Here is a 15968-nt window from a genome sequence, read left to right as displayed (position 1 = left end):
GAGAAACCATGTTTGACCGCACAATGTTGACCCTCGGCGCGTTCAAGCTCGACGCCGTGGTGCTCGCGCCCGGCGAGACGAGCATCGAGGAGCTCGGCGAGCGGGCCATCGCCGTGATCCTCGTGTCGGGCAAAGCCCGCTGCAACGGCGTGGTGCTCGAGCGCTGGCGCCACCTGCCCGTGACTCGCAACTGCTGCCTCGAGACGGTCGAGGGCTGCGTCGTCGCACGTGTGGCCATCGACGGCGAGGGCGCCGTCCACCTGGGGCGGGCCCCATGATCGCCATGATCGCCGCGTCGACCCTGGCGACGGTCGCGGGGCTCATGGTAAGACCCCGACCATGCGCGCCGTCCTCCTGCCCTTCCTCGTCGCCCTCCTGGCCTGCAAGCCCGACTCCGGCGACGACACCGGCGGATCGAGCACCGGCGACGCATGCACCGACGACGCCATCGGCGACAAGGACCCCAACTATCCCCCCTGTACTTGCGACTACAAGTGCGAGGGGGGCTCCCAGTGCCGCTTCACCAGCAACTCGAGCATTTGTCAGCCCGAGTGCATGGAGGACGCGGAGTGTCCATCGCTATCCGGCATCAGCGGCAAGTGCAATGGGGGACACTGCTATGTCCCTTGCAACGCGCAAACCGCCTGCCCGACCGGCTACGTGTGTCTCGAGAACATCGAGTGTCAGGCCGAGCGATGAAGTAGGTGCGCCGTGGTAGCCCTGCGGCCAGGTAGCGCCGCCTTCGAGGCCGCCTTCGGCGCTGCGCTGAGCGAGTACGACACCTTCAAATCCGAATTCCCCTCGCATCAAGAGCTCCAGAACGCCTGGTTGGACCCCTCCGTGGGCGCGAGCTTCGGCCTCGACCGCTTCGATACCACCGCGGCGCACCAGGCCCGCGATCTGCACACCGGCTCACGGCTCCTGCTCTTCGATCTCGCCACCGACTTCGGCACCGAGATCACGAAGTTCAACAACTACCCGTCGGGCCTGCTCGGCGGGTTGAAGTCCGTCATCGACGCCACGCCGATCGGCACCGCGCTGTCGGAGCGCGACGTCGCCGACATCTTCGACGCCGCCAGCAAGGGCAACGCCGGCAAGGTCGTAGCCACCGTCACGCTCGGTGTGGGCCTCGCCGCTGTCGGCACGGCGATCCCCGTCGTGGGGCAGATCGGCGCCGCGATCGCGGCGCTCGTGACGGGCATCGTCAAGATCATCAAGGCGCGGAAGGCCAAGCAGGACCGGCACGACGCCGCCGTGCGCGAGGCCATGTATCGGTCGTTCCCGCCGCTCCAGACCGCCGACAGCGTGACCGACTCGGGCCTGGTCCAGAATCAGGTCCGCACCACCCTGCAGACGCAAGACTGGACCCGGCTGTTTCTCCCGCGCTTCAAGGGTGAGTGGGTGGGCATCGAGCGCGACAGGGGCTTCGCCTTCGCCCAGGGCGAGGTCGACAAGTGGAGCGACGAGTTCGCCGGCGACGAGGGCGAGGCGTTTGTCCCCTCCGGCGGCGTGGGTCTCATCCCCGGCACCACGATCCTGACCTCGGTGATCCAGGTCAACCTCGACCCCCGCGGCGCCGCCTTCAAAGCGTTCCTCAACCGGGGTAGCGACCCGCGCGGCGCATACAGTCACTCGAACCCGGTCAACGGCGCGCAGTACATCATCGACACCGGCAGCTTCTACCCCGCGACCGCCCGCCTCGCCGGTCTCGCCTGGGAGTGGGCGACCAAGCCCGGCTCGCCGTACCTCTACCGCCTCGACTGCATCCGCATGCACGCCGAGTGGCTCGCCTACTGCGAGGCGGGCATCGACTACCTCCGCGAGCGCGTGTTCCCGTGGTGGGGCAAGAACCTCAACGGCGACGGCACGATCAAGAGCCGCAACCTTGAGGGCTTCTTCGGCGCCGCGGTCTACTACGGCGTCGGATCGTGGGCCTGCCAAACCCTCGGCGGAACGAATCTCCACCCGATCTACACCAAGTTCGACACCCCCACCGGCTACTTCCGCGAGGAGATGAAGACCAGCAACCTCTACCCCGGGAGCCTGTACTCGGGGCCCTTCCTGCCCATTCTCGACACCCCGAGCAAGGGCTTTCAGAGCTGCATGGGCACCATTTACTATCGGAACCCGGCCATCTACGACACGCTCAACGCGCTCCAGAAACGGCAGCGGCACAACCTGAAATACAGCCTCGTGTCCGCCTACGTTCGGCGCAGCGACGCCGCCTTCGCGGGCGACGCCGGCTTGCAGTCGCTGCTCGACGACATGCGCGCCCTGCTGCTCAAGAGCGAGGCCCGCATGGCGATCAACATGCTCGACGTCCCCGAGGGCGAGCGCCACAACGGCAAGGACTGGCGCGCCCAGCTCCTCGCGTCGGGCGTCCCCAAGGTGCCGAGCAGGTTCGGGATCCACGCCCGCCTCAGCGCGGGCGACGGCAAGCCGGAGGAGCCAGAGCCCGACCTGCCGCCGCTGCGGGTCGGCAACCCCGTGCCCCCGGCGTGGGATGACCCGCCGGTCCGCCGGGGTCGCCAGGACCGCGACGCCGACCCGGCGGTGATGGGCGACGACCCGCCGCCGCTGTGGACCCGGGAGCGGGCCATGGTGGCGGGCATCGGTGGCTTCGGCGCCCTGTTCGCCGCCGGGTGGGCCCTGAGCAAGGTCTACAAGCGGAAGTCCGGGCCGCTGTAGTTGGCCGCCCGCGCTCGCTATTCGTCCGTCGACACCCTGAAAACGCAGCCGCTGGCCACGAAGTAGCGGAACACACCGGCCTCGAATCGCTCACGGATCCGCTCGGGGTCGAGGCAGTCGAGGAGCCACAGGCCGGCAGGGATCACCAGCTCCTCGAGCTGAGACCTGAAGTACTCGTCGACGGTCGGGTAATCGCCGAGATACTCGACCTGCTGGCTCATGGCGCCTGCCGTCGGCTGAACCTGGCCAGCCAGCTCTCGAAGCTGGTCCGGTGCAGCAGGGTTCCCAGCCCGTCGTACACGGCCGCAGAGTTCAGCGGGAGGTCCAGCTCCATGACCCGCATGTTCACGACGTGGGCGACGCCCAGCTCCAGGACGTGCCCACTGGAAAGCTCGAGGGTGATGACCCGGCCCAGATAGGGCGCTGGGGTCCCTTCGCTCGGGACCACAGAGAGCGGGGGAGCGGATTTGGCTGGTCGTTTCACAGTTACTTCTCCCTTGTTCCCTGCTTATTCTTCGCTTATTTCACGTACTACAACACCGGACGCAAAATTGGAAGGGTAGAAGCGGGCCGCGCCGCGCAGTTACACTCGCGCCGGGTGGGAGACTGGGTCACGACCGCACAGGTGGCAGCCGCCGCGGGTGTCTCCCCAGGCACGGCGCTCCGCTGGGCCAAGATGGGCGTGCTACCAGCCCCGGAGATCTACTTCGGGGGAGCCCGCGGTCGCATGGCGCGGTGGCCCGTCCACGCCCCGGCGCAGGCAGCCTGGGTGCATCAGCAACTCGAGGCCCACATGTCTTGGGGCGGGATCCGTGCGGCGCTTAGCCGCGGCGACTTCGTTCAACATGAGAGCTGACCTCCTCAAGACGGCATGCCCCTGTCCACACCCCGCTTGCACAGCGCCGGTTGTTGACGACGAGGATCCGGGCTCGCCGCCGGAGCCTGGGGTGAGCGCCCACACGTGCGAATGTTTGTTCGCACCTGCTGTCGCAGGCCGCGGCCGCCGAGCAGCTCGGCACCCCGAAGATCTCCGCCAGCCGCAGCAGGTGACGGTAGCTCGGTGGATGCGACGCGCTGTGCGCCCGCGCTGGCGGATGTGGTGATGGTTGTCGCCCCAATGCAGGGAATAGACTGTGGCTCGCCGCAGTGATGAGCCTGTGGCCTGCTCAGGTGTGCAGCCGCTTGCGGCAAGATTTCGCAGGCGTTAGCCTCGACGCCAGCCACTTCAGGAAACTATGAGTCTTCCTCGTCTTATTGCCGACCGCAGGAACCTCGGAACCAAGGCACCGATCTCGGAGGCCTTGATCGAGATCCGCGTGCCGAACCGGGATCTGGACGCTGAAACACTGCAGGGGGTTGGCTTGAAGGTCGGGGATTTCCCACGAATTTTAGCCCAGCGTGAGTTTGAAGCCGCACTCTCGCTGGGGGGGCAGGCTTCGGTCACCAGTACAATGCACGACGTGCGCGGTTTCTTGTTTATCAACGATACCCAACGACGCGCCTTCCAGGCGCGACGTGATGGATTTACGTATAGCCGCCTTCACGGATATACCTCATGGCAGGAACTTCGTGACGAAGCCCGGGACGCCTGGCACCACTACGTAACCGCTACAGCACCGGAGCGGACGCTTCGTTTGGGAGTGCGTTACATCAACCGTATACGCATCCCATCCGAGGCGAGCGCGCTCGCTGATTGGTTCAAGATTTACCCTCAGTTTCCGCGGGAACTCGGCCCGATTGACGGTTTCAACGAACATATTTCACTCTCACACTCTGTGTCACCGGAACACAAGGCTATCGTAAATTTTAGACCAGCCCCTTTCGACGGCGGTCCGTTTCGATTCTTCATTTACGATATACAAGCCTGGCTCGATCAAGAGGTGCCGGCGGCGAGCGCAGATATCTGGGATATCCTAGAAGACCTTCGTGAATTCAAGAATGACTTGTTCTTCGGCTTCATGGGGCCGAAGCTAAAGGAGTCGCTGCAATGATCCTAACCACCGCCACTGCCGCATGTCTGCTGGGTCAGCCATTCTACCCCTACGACGGATCCAGCATTCGAGCCGCCTGACGACGATACTGCTGTTGGTTCGCGCGTCATTGGCGAGGGCGAGTCCGTCCTACTTGCGAAGCCACTCGTTGGTCCCTCAAAGTGGCTGAGAATGCAGTGGAGTCAAGCGAGCGCCGCGCACCGGGAGGCGTTGTGGAATTGCTTGCCTGAGAGCATACTCGACTACCTGCAATTGCACCCTACCGTAGTCTCCGGAGTCGACATATCTTACCTGGCTAACATTGCCACAGATATGCCATCGCGGACCCTACCTGAAGTCCTTGCGGCAACACGTCTGCTCGGTGGCATTGCGGAAGATGGGTTCGCGCGTCGTGAGACTGTACTCCCTCACATATTGTACATCCTGACATTGGCTCATCCGGCCGTGCGAACCGCTGCAGCTGAAGCCATCTGGCAGATTGGCGATCGTTCGGTCATCGACGCATTACGCTCGGCATTGGAGCGAGAGACGCACCCGCACACCCGATTGACAATGGAGCACGTCCTCCGTGTCCTCGGCTAGGTATCATGACGACCGCGAGTGGAAAGCCATTCTGTAGGATGGTCGACGTGCCAAGCGCGTGGACCGACTCTGGAACACCGGAGGCGCGAGCCGCTGATTTTCGAGGACGTCCACAAGATGACATTAGCGTGGCCCACATTACGGAGGATTGCCCACCAGAACTGGTTGTAGCCTCGCTCCACGGTGCGCGTCGTGGGCCAGGCCCGGTGATGGCCTTTTATTATCGATTCCTCGACTCTGAGGTATTCGACGCTGGAGGGCGCCTTCGGTCGAGTGACGCAGAACCGCCCTGGCCCGCGGCGTACAATGCCGCCCATCATGATATATATGAAGGCCATGAAAGTGTAGCGCGTAAGATGGCGGACTTCTATGATAGTGACCACGCGCGTGTTAATGAAATCCCCCGCATTGTGATGTTGGAAGGGATTGCGGATCTGCTGAACCAAGACGATGCACCTGCCGGGTAAGGAGAACGGCTGGAAACGGATCACCAGACTTTTCGAGGAAGAATTCGAACTATGGTTGCAAATCGCGGTCGCCCGTCAGTACATCCTAGAACATGAGCCGATCCAACGACTCGTCCGAATAAAATACCAAAATGATCGAGGATTCTGGTATCAACTAGCGGAAAGGCTGCCTTTGATCAAATACCGCGACGAATCAAGGCTGGGAAGGCTACCTGAGCCTCCGCCACAACCGTTCCACGTCGACGAGCACTGGCGACACCAGGGCGCTTGCCCTTGTGCTGGAGCAACTCATCAACCAGGGCCTGGACCTCGAGGGACTCCGCACCCACTATCCTCTCGCGCCACTTAGGCGTAGACTCGCGCCGGCATGGCAGAGATCCCGCGTGAGACCTCCGGCGCAACGGACGAGAAGACAGTCACAATCCTTCATCTGTCCGATATCCAGTTCGGTGTGAACCACCGCTTCGGGCGGCTGGGGCTTGGCGCAAAGGACGAGTCATTCGATACGCTGCTCCGGCGCGTGACAGACGACCTCGACGTACTCCGCAAAGCGAAGGTTCCGAATCCGGACATCGTTGCGCTGACGGGCGACCTCGCCGAGTGGGGATTGAAGAAGGAATACGACGATGTGCTAGGCTTCTGTCGCGGGCTCGCAGCACATTTGGGCCACGGCGTCGAGCGGGTGCTCGTGGTGCCCGGCAACCACGACATCAACCGGAACAAGTGCCTGGGTTACTTCGCCAATTGCGCGGGCGACGACGAGACGCCGAAGGAGCCCTGGTGGCCCAAGTGGGAGCCGTTCGCGCAGTTCTTCGACACCCTGTACGGCGGGAAATACAGCTTCACGCAGGAACAGCCGTGGACGCTGTATGAGCTGCCGGACCTCCAGACGGTGGTCGCCGGGCTCAACTCCACGATGCGCGAGAGCCACAAGGAGCAGGAGGCGCCCGACCCGAAGAAGCCGAACGTCCCCGAGAGCATCTTCGGCCACTACGGCTGGCTCGGAGAGTCACAGCTCGAGTGGTTCCGGCGGCAGCTCGAGGCGTATGAGGCGAAGGAGTGGCTGCGCATCGGGCTCGTCCACCACAACGCCATCCGCGGGCCGGTCGGTGACGACCACAACCTCCGCGACGTGGACCTGCTCCGCGACCGCCTTGGCGAGCTGCTCAACGCGCTCCTCCATGGCCACACCCACCACGGTCGTATCGAGTGGCTGGCGGGGACACTTCCGGTTGTCTCGACGGGGAGCGCATCGGTGGTCGCTAAGGAGCGGCCGGAGGAGATCCCGAACCAGTACCAGATCATACAGGTGCATCGGCACGGGCTGCACCGGTGGGGACGGCAGTACGTGCCGCACGAGCGCAAGTGGGTCGGCGACAACCGCATCTCCACGAAGGGCGACAAGTGGGAGGACCACCAGCGGTGCAAGCACCAGCGGTGTAGCGCAACGTTCGGCGGCCGGGAGCGGCAGGCGAGTCTGAAGTTGGACAATGGAGGGGACGACGACTCCGGTGACCCATACGGGCGTGCTCGTCTCGAGCCTGCGCGGGACGACCTGCTCGCGCAGGTGATCGAGATCTGCAAGGTCCGCGACGAGGGGGGCCGTGTCGAGGTTCGACGGGTGCGCAACCCTGGCCCATAGAAGGACTACGCACGGGTGACGGACCGGGCTCGCGGAGTCTACGTCCTCGGGGCGCACGAGGGCCCTGCCAGCTTCGAACTGATCAACCGCTGGGCGGGCGATGTGCACGATCCCTTCCGTCGCAGGGGAAACCCCGGGCGGGTCAGCGACCTGGTTGTGGCGAGTCATGATCTTCTGGACGATCGCGTGGTCGCTCGCGCCGCGGAGGGGGGCATCACGCTGGTTAGGCGGATGGATTACGAACGGGTCATCGACACGGAGCGCGTGAAGGAGCTCCTCCGGGCGCGTCTCGACGGCGACCTCGAGTACGCCCATGAACTCTACATCGAGCAGCGCGTCAGGCTCTGGAGCCCCGTGGACGACCGGACAGAGACCGTCCATCCGGCGGTGGAGCGCGTTGCCTCGGTTCTGTGCGAGCCCGAGGGGAGCTTCGTCCTCGTGCTGGGTGCGGCGGGTACGGGCAAGACGTTTCTCCTCCGCGAGGTAGCCCGTACGATGATGGAGCGGCAGTCCCTGGTGACGCCGATCGTCGTGGAGCTGCGGGGCCTCGACCGCGCGCAGAACGTCGTCGAGTTGGTGGCCTTCGAGTTCGCGCGCCGCCGGCTCTCGTTGCCTGTCCGGGCGTTCGAGCGTGACCTCCACGACGGCCGCATCGCGCTACTGTTCGACGGATTCGACGAGCTGGCGATCCGGGTGCGGCCGGCAGCGATCCCCGAACACTTCGCGCGCATCGCGGGGGCCGCCCGCGATCGCGCCCGCGTGCTGGTGGCGAGCCGTTCAGAACACTTCGTGACGCACAAGGCGGCCGTCGAAGCGTTGATGTGCCGCGTTTCACCCGACGTCGCGGGGCTCGCGGGGCAGTGGCAGGCGATCGCGCGGCGCAGGCTGGTGGTGACAGAGAAGTTCAGCCCGGTCGAGATCGCCGAATACCTCGGGCGTGTGCTCGGCAGCAAGGAGGCCGGCCAGCGGCGCATGGACCGCTTCAAGAAGGTCCATGACCTGTCGGGCCTTGCGGCGACGCCGAGGATGCTGTCGTTTCTCGTGCGGCTGACCGACGCGCAGCTCGATGCAGCTGCGGCGCGGCGTGACGCGATCACGTCGGCCGAGCTCTACCGGCTCGTCATCGTCGACGACTGGCTCGGTCATCAGGAGGAGCACTTGAACCCGCCCGGCGGCGCACCCGGGCCCACACGCGCCGTGCTCCTCGACGTGGCGACGCGCCTGGCGCTGCACCTGTGGCGCTCGACTGTGAAGCGCATCGTAGCGAGCGAGCTCGACGCGCACACGAGCGAGCAGCTCCGCAAACTCTGCGACGACGACCGGGACGTTGCGCGTCAGATGGTTCAGAGTCGCACCCTGCTCACCCACGCGGACGACGGCAGCTTTGAGTTTGTGCACCAAACCGTGATGGAGTGGCTCGTCGCGCAGTTGATCGCGGAGGAGCTCAAGCGAGCCGAGCGCTGCGCCGAGCTGGAGGTGGGGCGGCTCAGTGAGTTCATGATGGACGTGTTATGCGAGCTCGTCGGCGAGGCAGGGCTCGTGGCCTGGGCGAAGCGGGCGCTCAGTGACGCATCCGGGACCCGGCTCGCCGAGAATGCGCGTCTCGTGCTTGCATTCATGCAGCACGAAATCGTGGAGTTGAGTGCGGACGTGCGGAGGCAAGATCTTCGTGGCCAATCGCTGGCGGGGCAGAGCTTCCGCGGGGCCCTCCTGGACGGGGCCGATCTACGTGGGGCCGACCTCTCCGGCCGTGATCTACGCGGGGCCTCCCTCAAAGAGACGAGGCTGTGCCACGCGAATCTTCGGGGAGCGGACCTCCGTGGCGCGAGGCTCGATAATGCCGACTTTTCCTTCGCTACGCTCGACCGTGCGACGTTGGAGGGCGCCCAGCTTACCGGGGCAAGTTTCCTGGCGGCGAGAGTATTGGCGGCTCGCGGCGCCTTCGACCGCACCGCGGCGCGACACACCGAGGCTGCGGCCTGGTCAGCGGAGTTGGCGGTGATCAGCATCCTAGGGGGGGAAGCCGGGTGCATTGCCGTGGCGTGGAGCCCCGACGGGCTCCTGCTGGCGACGACTCACAGGGACGGTTCGCTTTGGGTGTGGGATGCCACGCGCGGGCTCCCACTTCGTGGTTTCGTGGGGCACACGGACGTGATCATGAGCGTGACGTGGAGCCCGGACGGGACGCGGCTCGCCAGCGGGTCCTCCGATAACAGCGTGCGCGTGTGGGAGGCCGCCAGCGGCAAAGCCCTGCGGGTGATGAAGGGACATACGGACGGGGTCAGGAGCGTGGCGTGGAGCCCGGACGGGACGCTGCTCGCTAGCGGGTCCTCCGACAACAGTGTGCGCGTGTGGAAGGCCGCCAGCGGCAAGTCCCTGCGGGCGATGGAGGGGCACACGGGGATGGTCATAGGCGTGGCGTGGAGCCCGGACGGGACGCGGCTCGCCAGCGGGTCCTCCGATAACAGCGTGCGCGTGTGGGGAGGCCGTCAGCGGCAAGGTCCTGCGGACGATGGAGGGCATACGGACTGGGTCAGGAGCGTGGCGTGGAGCCCGGACGGGACGCGGCTCGCCAGCGGGTCCGACGACAACAGCGTACGCTTGTGGGAGGTCGCCAGTGGCAGGGGCCTGCGGGCGATGGAGGGCACACAAGGTGGGTCAGCAGCGTGGCGTGGAGCCCGGACGGGAGGCGACTCGCCAGCGGGTCCAACGATAACAGCGTGCGTGTAGGGGAGGCCGCCAGCGGTAGGGGCCTGCGGGCGATGGAAGGGCACACGAACAGGGTCAGCAGCGTGGCGTGGAGCCCGGACGGGAGGCGACTCGCCAGCGGGTCCGACGATAACAGCGTGCGTGTGTGGGAGGCCGCTAGCGGCAAGGCCCTGCGGGCGATGGAGGGGCACACGAGCGGGGTCAGGAGCGTGGCGTGGAGCCCGGACGGGACACGGTTCGCCAGCGGGTCCGACGACACGAGCGTGCGTGTGTGGGAGGCCGCCAGCGGCAAGGTCTTGCGGGCGATGGGGCACACGAGCCGGGTCATGAGCGTGGCGTGGAGCCCGAACGGGACGCGGCTCGCCAGCGGGTCCTCCGACAAGAGCGTGCGCGTGTGGAAGGCCGCCAGCGGCACGGCCCTGTGGGCGATGGAGGGGCACACAACCGGGTCAGGACTGTGGCGTGGAGTCCAGACGGGACGCGGCTTGCCAGCGGGTCCGACGACAGGAGCGTGCGCGTGTGGAGGCTGCCAGCGGCAAGGTCCTGTGGGCGAGGAAGGTACATACGGACACGGTTATGAGCGTGGCGTGGAGCCCAGACGGGACGCGGTTCGCCAGCGGGTCCAACGACAAGAGCGTGCGCATATGGGAGGCCGCCAGTGGCAAGGCCCTGCAGGCGATGGAGGAGCACGCGGACCGGGTCAGCAGCGTGGCGTGGAGCCCGGACGGGACGCGGCTCGCTGGCGGGTCTGGCGATAACAGCGTGCACGTGTGGGAGGCCGCCAGCGGCAAGGCCCTGCAGGCGATGAAGGGACATACGGCCGGGGTCATGAGCGTGGCGTGGAGCCCAGACGGGACGCGGCTCGCCAGCGGGTCCGACGACAACAGCGTGCGAGTGTGGGAGGCCGCCAGCGGCAAGGCTCTCACCACGCTGTGGGGGCACGTGGGAATGGTGCGTGCCGCGAGTTGGTGTAGCAACGGGCGTCACCTCGTCTCGGCGGGCAGCGACGGAAGCCTCCGCGTGTGGGACGTCGCCACAGGCCAGTGTCTCGCGGTTCATGTCGTGACGCCGTCAGGCGCCGTCGTGTTTCGCCCGCGCGACGGGCGCTACCGCATTCAGGGCGGCGTTGAGGGCCACGTCTGGCACACTATTGGCCTCGCGCGCTACGAGCTCGGCGAACTCGACGAGTTCGTCGAAGGCCTGCGACTCGCCGACGACGAGCCGCTGCTGCTGCCGCTCTGCGAGGCGCCGTAGCGGCGTGTTCAGCGGCGCACGACGGAGACCCAGGAGTAATATCTCAGCTCTCCGAGAGCCAGAACGCCGTTTATTTGTCCATCCGCACAACAAGCACAAGAAACACGAGTGGAACGGTTCCAGTCCGGAGAGCCAGTTCTCGCCTCCAGCCCGGGCCCAAGGCCGCCACGAGCCCTGCCCGGGCGGCAGCGGCCGCAAGCGCAGCTGGCCCATGTGCCGCTCGGAGCGGAGCTCGGCTCGATCAGCGGTGGATCGACCCCGAGGGCGTGCGCGAGCAGACGCGCGGTCCACGTCAGCGTGACGGCTTCGGCGATGTCGGTGAGCGTGGCGGACAATTCGTGGGCGCGCGTCCGGACTGTTGCGAGGAGCGCCGCCGCGTGGGGGCCGGCGGCCGCGACGTCGGTCGCCGCGATCAAGCAGGCGATCGCCAGGGCGCCGTGATCGAGGATCGACAGCGATGGTCCGAGGTCGGCGCACGTCGTGCCCACCGCCAGGGCGAGGCCGCCGCATCGCGGCTTTCGCCGGCCGCGAGGGCCGCGAGCATCCCGCGTTCGGTCAGCGTGTCCGTCGCCGGGAGGTCCGCGAGCAGCCGCTGCGCGCGCTGCATCGCCGCGGCACGCTCGGGTGTGGGCCCCCGCAGCCGGATGAACGGCGCCTCGGGGGTCGAGAAGTTGAGAGGCGGCTTGACCTCTGCGAGCGGGTGAGGTTCGATCTCGTTTATGACCGAGTCAACACAGCCCGAGCTGCAACCCGTTCTCTTCATCGCTACGGACGAAGCTGGAAAGCGTCGAGTTTACAGGGGGACGGCTTACGTCTTAGCCAGCGAAATTTGGATTGACGAGATAGACGTCAAAGGAAAGTCTTGGCTTAAAAAATGGTGGGAAGTAGGTTCGCTTTCTTCAAGCGAAGTAACAATCAAGACTGCTCCCCAGCGGGGCCAAGCAAGAATTGTTTCAAGGGTTCTTGATGTTTAGCTATCTTAACCCATACGACGCACCTGATAAATCGCAAAGGAGCATCGAGAGATTCGTCGCCGGACTTCGCATCCTGCAGCCCTTCAAAGGAACTCCCTGCACAGAAACTGGAACGAGATCAAACGCGACGGGAATGTTTGGTATTCCGAAGAATGGGTCATGTATTCAGACGCTCGCTTTGCTGGTGAAATCTGGATCTCGCGCCGTATGACATCATCAATACTGTTCCGAAGCAAGAGCCCATCATGGGGGCCCTTGTTTTCAGAGCAGGTATCCACAGATCCTTTTCGTTTTACGATCAATATATCCCGAAAGAACTGCACAAAGGGCATAGGGAATACTTGGGATTTCGGGAAAGAATTGTTATTTCATTTTGCGGCGAAATGGCGGCCGTCTTGTCAGTGGCGACCGACAAGCGTCTTCTTGAGGGAAGCACGATCAGGATCTTTGGAACTGAGTTCGATGCAAAGGGACAACCTAAGCACGCGGGGCCGCCTCCTCACCTTCATCACGCCGAGCGGTCGCTCTTACCTTATTATTCACATACAGATCCGGAGAGGCTTGACCCTGCAAAGGAGATTCTCAAGAAGTATCTTCATCTCAATAAACATGATGCAGCCACCTTTCTTCGATCGGCTCGCATGTACCAAAAGGCGCTTGTCGAGTGTGATGAGGATGCTAACCTCGCATGGCTCTGGTGTGTGAGCGCGATAGAGACGTTGGCGGAGGTCCCTGGGGAGATCACCGGAGTTAAAGAGAAGTTTTTAGATCTGCTAATTCAAAATCTCCCTGATCCCCCCTCGGTTAGGCCACCTCATCACCAAGTCGATTGGAACAGCCTCAGGGCGGCGCTGCAGCAGATATACGCATACCGCTCTCAGTACCTGCATGCTGGATTTCCCTTCCCAACTCCAATGACTCGCCGCCCGGAAGATGAATCTGGAGGACAAGGCCGCTATGGGGAGCGGCCACATGGTGGCCTTGGATATGGTGGCACGACGTTCGAATCTGAGACATCTCCTATGCATTTTCATGTCTTTGCGTATATCGTGCGCGGGGCCATGTAAGTGGCTACAGCGCAAGTACGAGGCGTCGTGCACTGTTCAAGTTCCCGATGAAGACGGCTCAGAGGGCGGGGAGGATTCCCCAGGAGCAGCACCTCCAGCGACATCGAGTTCCAATGAGCGCTGAGGGCAATGCAGCTAGCGTTGCCCTCGTGTGGTGGACCAACGGCCGCCAGACGATATGAGCCACTATGCCTTCTCGCTCGTCGATCGGGCCCGCACCCGGTCGCCACCTGCTCCACTGGACTTCCCCGAGCATTCGCCGTCGGTGCTCACTCAGAAGGTTCAAAACGCACCACCAGCACGGTGCCACCTGGAAAGATAGATGCAATTTCTCCAGAATCGGTTACAGCTTGGCGCATCGCCAGAGGCTCATATGATGTTCCCCCTTCAGGAATGCCTCCATACCGAAGGATCTCAAGAACATTGCAATCCAAACCTTGAAAAATCGAAATAGACGGACCTAGGTGTTCGATGCGTTCCAATATAGTGCGACCTCGCTGATTTTTCCGTCCTGCTGTTGAGATCCAATACCTGTCCGGCGAGCCGCCAATAATCCCCTGATGCCACGTTCCTGAGAACACAGTTCTACCGATCTGTATCTCTTCCAGAATCTGCGGCATGACTCTCGGCGGTGGATGAAACATGGGCTCACGCCCAAGCATCTCCAGTGATTCCTCATAAACCATCCTTGCCGTAGTGGTATCTCCTATAAAGTTTAGGACTCGTGTCCAATGGCGGCGAGCAAAGATTGATCGCCAAAGAGGTGAATGTCCATTCGGGAATATCAAATGGTGGATCGGCTACCGTGATTCTCGACCCTTCACCATATGAAGCCAAATGGGTTGCGATGACAAGCTCGATGTCGAAGCGCTCCCCCCTCTTGCGATGCTCCCCCTTTTTCCTTAATCCGTCTTTAATCTGTCTATTGTGAGTTGACTGACTTGATGCACCCTTCGCCTCGAAGATTGCACGTAAACTGCCCACTTTTGCGCGATAGTCGAATCTGGACTTCGCTCCAGGTATTGGTTCCATTTGGTCCCAGGGGGCCTTCCAGACCTCCCAAGCAAGAAGACACGCCACTCCAATTCCAATTCATTCGAACGATTGCCAAGGAGATCCGAGTCGTATTCAAGATGCCTCTGACTGAAGCCAATATCATTCCGCCGCATGTCCAAGACCTTTGTGTAAACATATGCACACTGGAGGGCTTCTTGTGCCTCACTCATACTTAAGCGAGCCGTTTTACATCCGACGGCGTGCAATAGAGAGCGCAGAGAAAATCGAAGACCAGTCTTTTGGACCTCGAAGAGTGGAGCGTACTGAGGCGTCAGTGGAGGTACCGCATGCTGCGCGAAATCGATCGGCAATCGTACAGCCTTATTTAGGAGCGCATCAAGAGTTTCCTGATTGTACGGTTGCATGGGGTCTAAAGATGGTATGACGTTGAAATCGGAGTCGAAACGGTTCGGATGTCGCGTCACTAAAACAAGACCTTGGTTGAGCCAGCGGCCGCTCGCATCGACCGCCCGAGCAGCGAGCCGGCGGGCAGCAGGACGAGGTCGGCCAGGCAGGCCGCCGCGGGCCCGGATCTGCGGGGTGTGGAGTGCTCGGGCCAGTCGATCTGCAGGCGCGTCTTGGCGACCCGAGGAACAGGACGATGTGCGGGGTCCGCTCGAGGAGCGCGCGCTGGAGGTCGTCGGCCCCGGCGGCCCAGCAGGCGTCGAGGACGATACCGTCGCGGTGCGGCGAGTCGCGGAGCTTGCGATCGATCTCCTTGATCTCCGCGTCGAGCCGGATCCGTTCGGTCGTCGAGGGGTTCGCGGCGATGAACAGGTCGTCAGCGCGAGGGGGCGTGCAGCCGGCACTCATGGGAGACTATCACGGCGGGTCATGATCTCCCGCATTGGCCGGGGAAGCCGCGTGAACGGTGTTCGTACGTATCGCCGCGACAGGCTTGGCACGGAAGCGCGAAGAAGCATGACGCGGACCAGAGTAACTGTTTTGGCGAGGTCGTGCGCAGCCCTTCACGCGCCCCTGCGAGCATCCAGCGCGACGTCGGTCATTGGTCCACACACTCACCATGCACGACCCGGAGTGACGCGCGTCGCCTTGCGATCGGGGCTGCTGCTCCCACGATCGCAGCAGGTCGCCACGCCCGACCTGCCCGACCTCCGTCGCCTGCATCGTCTCGGCACCGGCGAGGTCGTCGGACTCGAACGGACCCAACCCACCGCGGCGGTCCATGATCCCACCACCGGCGCGGTGCTCTGGCTCATCCGCTGGCGCTGAGCCCCACGGCATTTCCCATCCGACGATGGATGCGCCGCTGGTATCGGCCGCCCATCGTGTCGGCCGCGTCGACCCGCCGCTCGCATGGCCGCGCCAGAAGGAGTCTCGAGGGCCCCAAGCTGCGACAGGTAGCGAGCGCGGCGTCACGCAACCTGGTCCGAAGGACATATCCAATAGACACCGAGACAGGGTTCAAAGGCGACCCGATCCGGCCTCGCGGCTGTCGACCGTGCCCCCCGTACGAGCCCCGGACGGGCACCTGCGCGGCCGCAAGATCCCCGGGTCTTGGCCCGATCCTGTCCCGA

14 protein-coding genes and 1 pseudogene are annotated in these 15968 nt (G+C 63.9%); 12 read left to right on the top strand and 3 right to left on the bottom strand.

The features are described from left to right. Window positions 1-8: 8 nt before the first annotated feature. From IPJ59_RS35935 to IPJ59_RS35925, 3 genes are all read left to right on the top strand, one after another. Entirely contained in the window at window positions 9-278 is a 270-nt protein-coding gene (locus IPJ59_RS35935; RefSeq protein ID WP_293245903.1) for a hypothetical protein, read from the top strand. 61 nt (window positions 279-339) lie between these two features. Beyond that, entirely contained in the window at window positions 340-699 is a 360-nt protein-coding gene (locus IPJ59_RS35930; RefSeq protein WP_293275697.1) for a hypothetical protein, read from the top strand. Window positions 700-711: 12 nt separating this feature from the next. After that, a complete protein-coding gene (locus IPJ59_RS35925) occupies window positions 712-2688 on the top strand; it encodes a hypothetical protein (protein ID WP_293275696.1) in 1977 nt (658 codons plus the stop codon). Window positions 2689-2705: 17 nt separating this feature from the next. Here IPJ59_RS35925 and IPJ59_RS35920 read toward each other — a convergent pair whose 3' ends face one another. After that, a complete protein-coding gene (locus IPJ59_RS35920; RefSeq protein WP_293275695.1) occupies window positions 2706-2909 on the bottom strand; it encodes a hypothetical protein in 204 nt (67 codons plus the stop codon). Then, window positions 2906-3136: a hypothetical protein gene (locus tag IPJ59_RS35915; protein ID WP_293275694.1), complete on the bottom strand. Its 231-nt coding sequence runs from the start codon at window positions 3134-3136 to the stop codon at window positions 2906-2908. The genes IPJ59_RS35920 and IPJ59_RS35915 overlap by 4 nt, the downstream gene beginning before the upstream one ends. 787 nt (window positions 3137-3923) lie before the next feature. Between IPJ59_RS35915 and IPJ59_RS35910 the strand changes: the two genes are divergently transcribed. The 8 genes and pseudogenes from IPJ59_RS35910 to IPJ59_RS35890 all read left to right on the top strand — a co-directional run bounded on the left by IPJ59_RS35910 (window position 3924) and on the right by IPJ59_RS35890 (window position 13374). Next, a complete protein-coding gene (locus tag IPJ59_RS35910) occupies window positions 3924-4679 on the top strand; it encodes a TIGR04255 family protein (protein WP_293275693.1) in 756 nt (251 codons plus the stop codon). 171 nt (window positions 4680-4850) lie between these two features. Further along, window positions 4851-5261 (top strand): HEAT repeat domain-containing protein, encoded by a 411-nt coding sequence (locus IPJ59_RS38565; RefSeq protein ID WP_366524764.1) that lies wholly within the window; start codon window positions 4851-4853, stop codon window positions 5259-5261. Between the two features lie 834 nt (window positions 5262-6095). After that, window positions 6096-7370 (top strand): metallophosphoesterase family protein, encoded by a 1275-nt coding sequence (locus IPJ59_RS35905; RefSeq protein WP_293275692.1) that lies wholly within the window; start codon window positions 6096-6098, stop codon window positions 7368-7370. Window positions 7371-7385: 15 nt separating this feature from the next. After that, window positions 7386-10100, top strand: coding sequence for an NACHT and WD40 repeat domain-containing protein (locus IPJ59_RS35900; RefSeq protein WP_293275691.1), 2715 nt, complete (start codon window positions 7386-7388; stop codon window positions 10098-10100). Next, window positions 10037-10465 (top strand): annotated as a pseudogene (locus tag IPJ59_RS38560) (WD40 repeat domain-containing protein); the annotation flags it as partial. The gene IPJ59_RS35900 and the pseudogene IPJ59_RS38560, both read left to right, overlap by 64 nt. Further along, on the top strand, window positions 10351-10659 hold the full coding sequence (locus IPJ59_RS38555; protein ID WP_366524765.1) for a WD40 repeat domain-containing protein: 309 nt from the start codon (window positions 10351-10353) through the stop codon (window positions 10657-10659). The pseudogene IPJ59_RS38560 and the gene IPJ59_RS38555, both read left to right, overlap by 115 nt. Then, window positions 10542-11333 carry a WD40 repeat domain-containing protein gene (locus tag IPJ59_RS35895; protein WP_366524763.1) on the top strand — a complete coding sequence of 264 codons (792 nt, stop codon included), beginning with the start codon at window positions 10542-10544 and terminating at the stop codon, window positions 11331-11333. The genes IPJ59_RS38555 and IPJ59_RS35895 overlap by 118 nt, the downstream gene beginning before the upstream one ends. A gap of 1219 nt (window positions 11334-12552) precedes the next feature. Then, window positions 12553-13374 carry a hypothetical protein gene (locus IPJ59_RS35890; protein ID WP_293275689.1) on the top strand — a complete coding sequence of 274 codons (822 nt, stop codon included), beginning with the start codon at window positions 12553-12555 and terminating at the stop codon, window positions 13372-13374. Between the two features lie 269 nt (window positions 13375-13643). Here IPJ59_RS35890 and IPJ59_RS35885 read toward each other — a convergent pair whose 3' ends face one another. After that, a complete protein-coding gene (locus tag IPJ59_RS35885; RefSeq protein ID WP_293275688.1) occupies window positions 13644-14060 on the bottom strand; it encodes a hypothetical protein in 417 nt (138 codons plus the stop codon). A 1408-nt stretch (window positions 14061-15468) separates the two neighbouring features. Between IPJ59_RS35885 and IPJ59_RS35880 the strand changes: the two genes are divergently transcribed. After that, the gene (locus IPJ59_RS35880) at window positions 15469-15663 is read left to right on the top strand and encodes a hypothetical protein (RefSeq protein WP_293275687.1); all 195 of its coding nucleotides are present in this window, start codon (window positions 15469-15471) and stop codon (window positions 15661-15663) included. The last annotated feature ends 305 nt before the right edge of the window (window positions 15664-15968 follow it).

Origin of the sequence: Nannocystis sp. (assembly GCF_016714285.1) — a bacterium.
In the GTDB taxonomy this organism is placed as follows: domain Bacteria; phylum Myxococcota_A; class Polyangia; order Nannocystales; family Nannocystaceae; genus Nannocystis.
The sequence above is the reverse complement of the archived record's forward strand: the minus strand, read 5'-3'. Positions and strand labels throughout refer to the sequence as shown.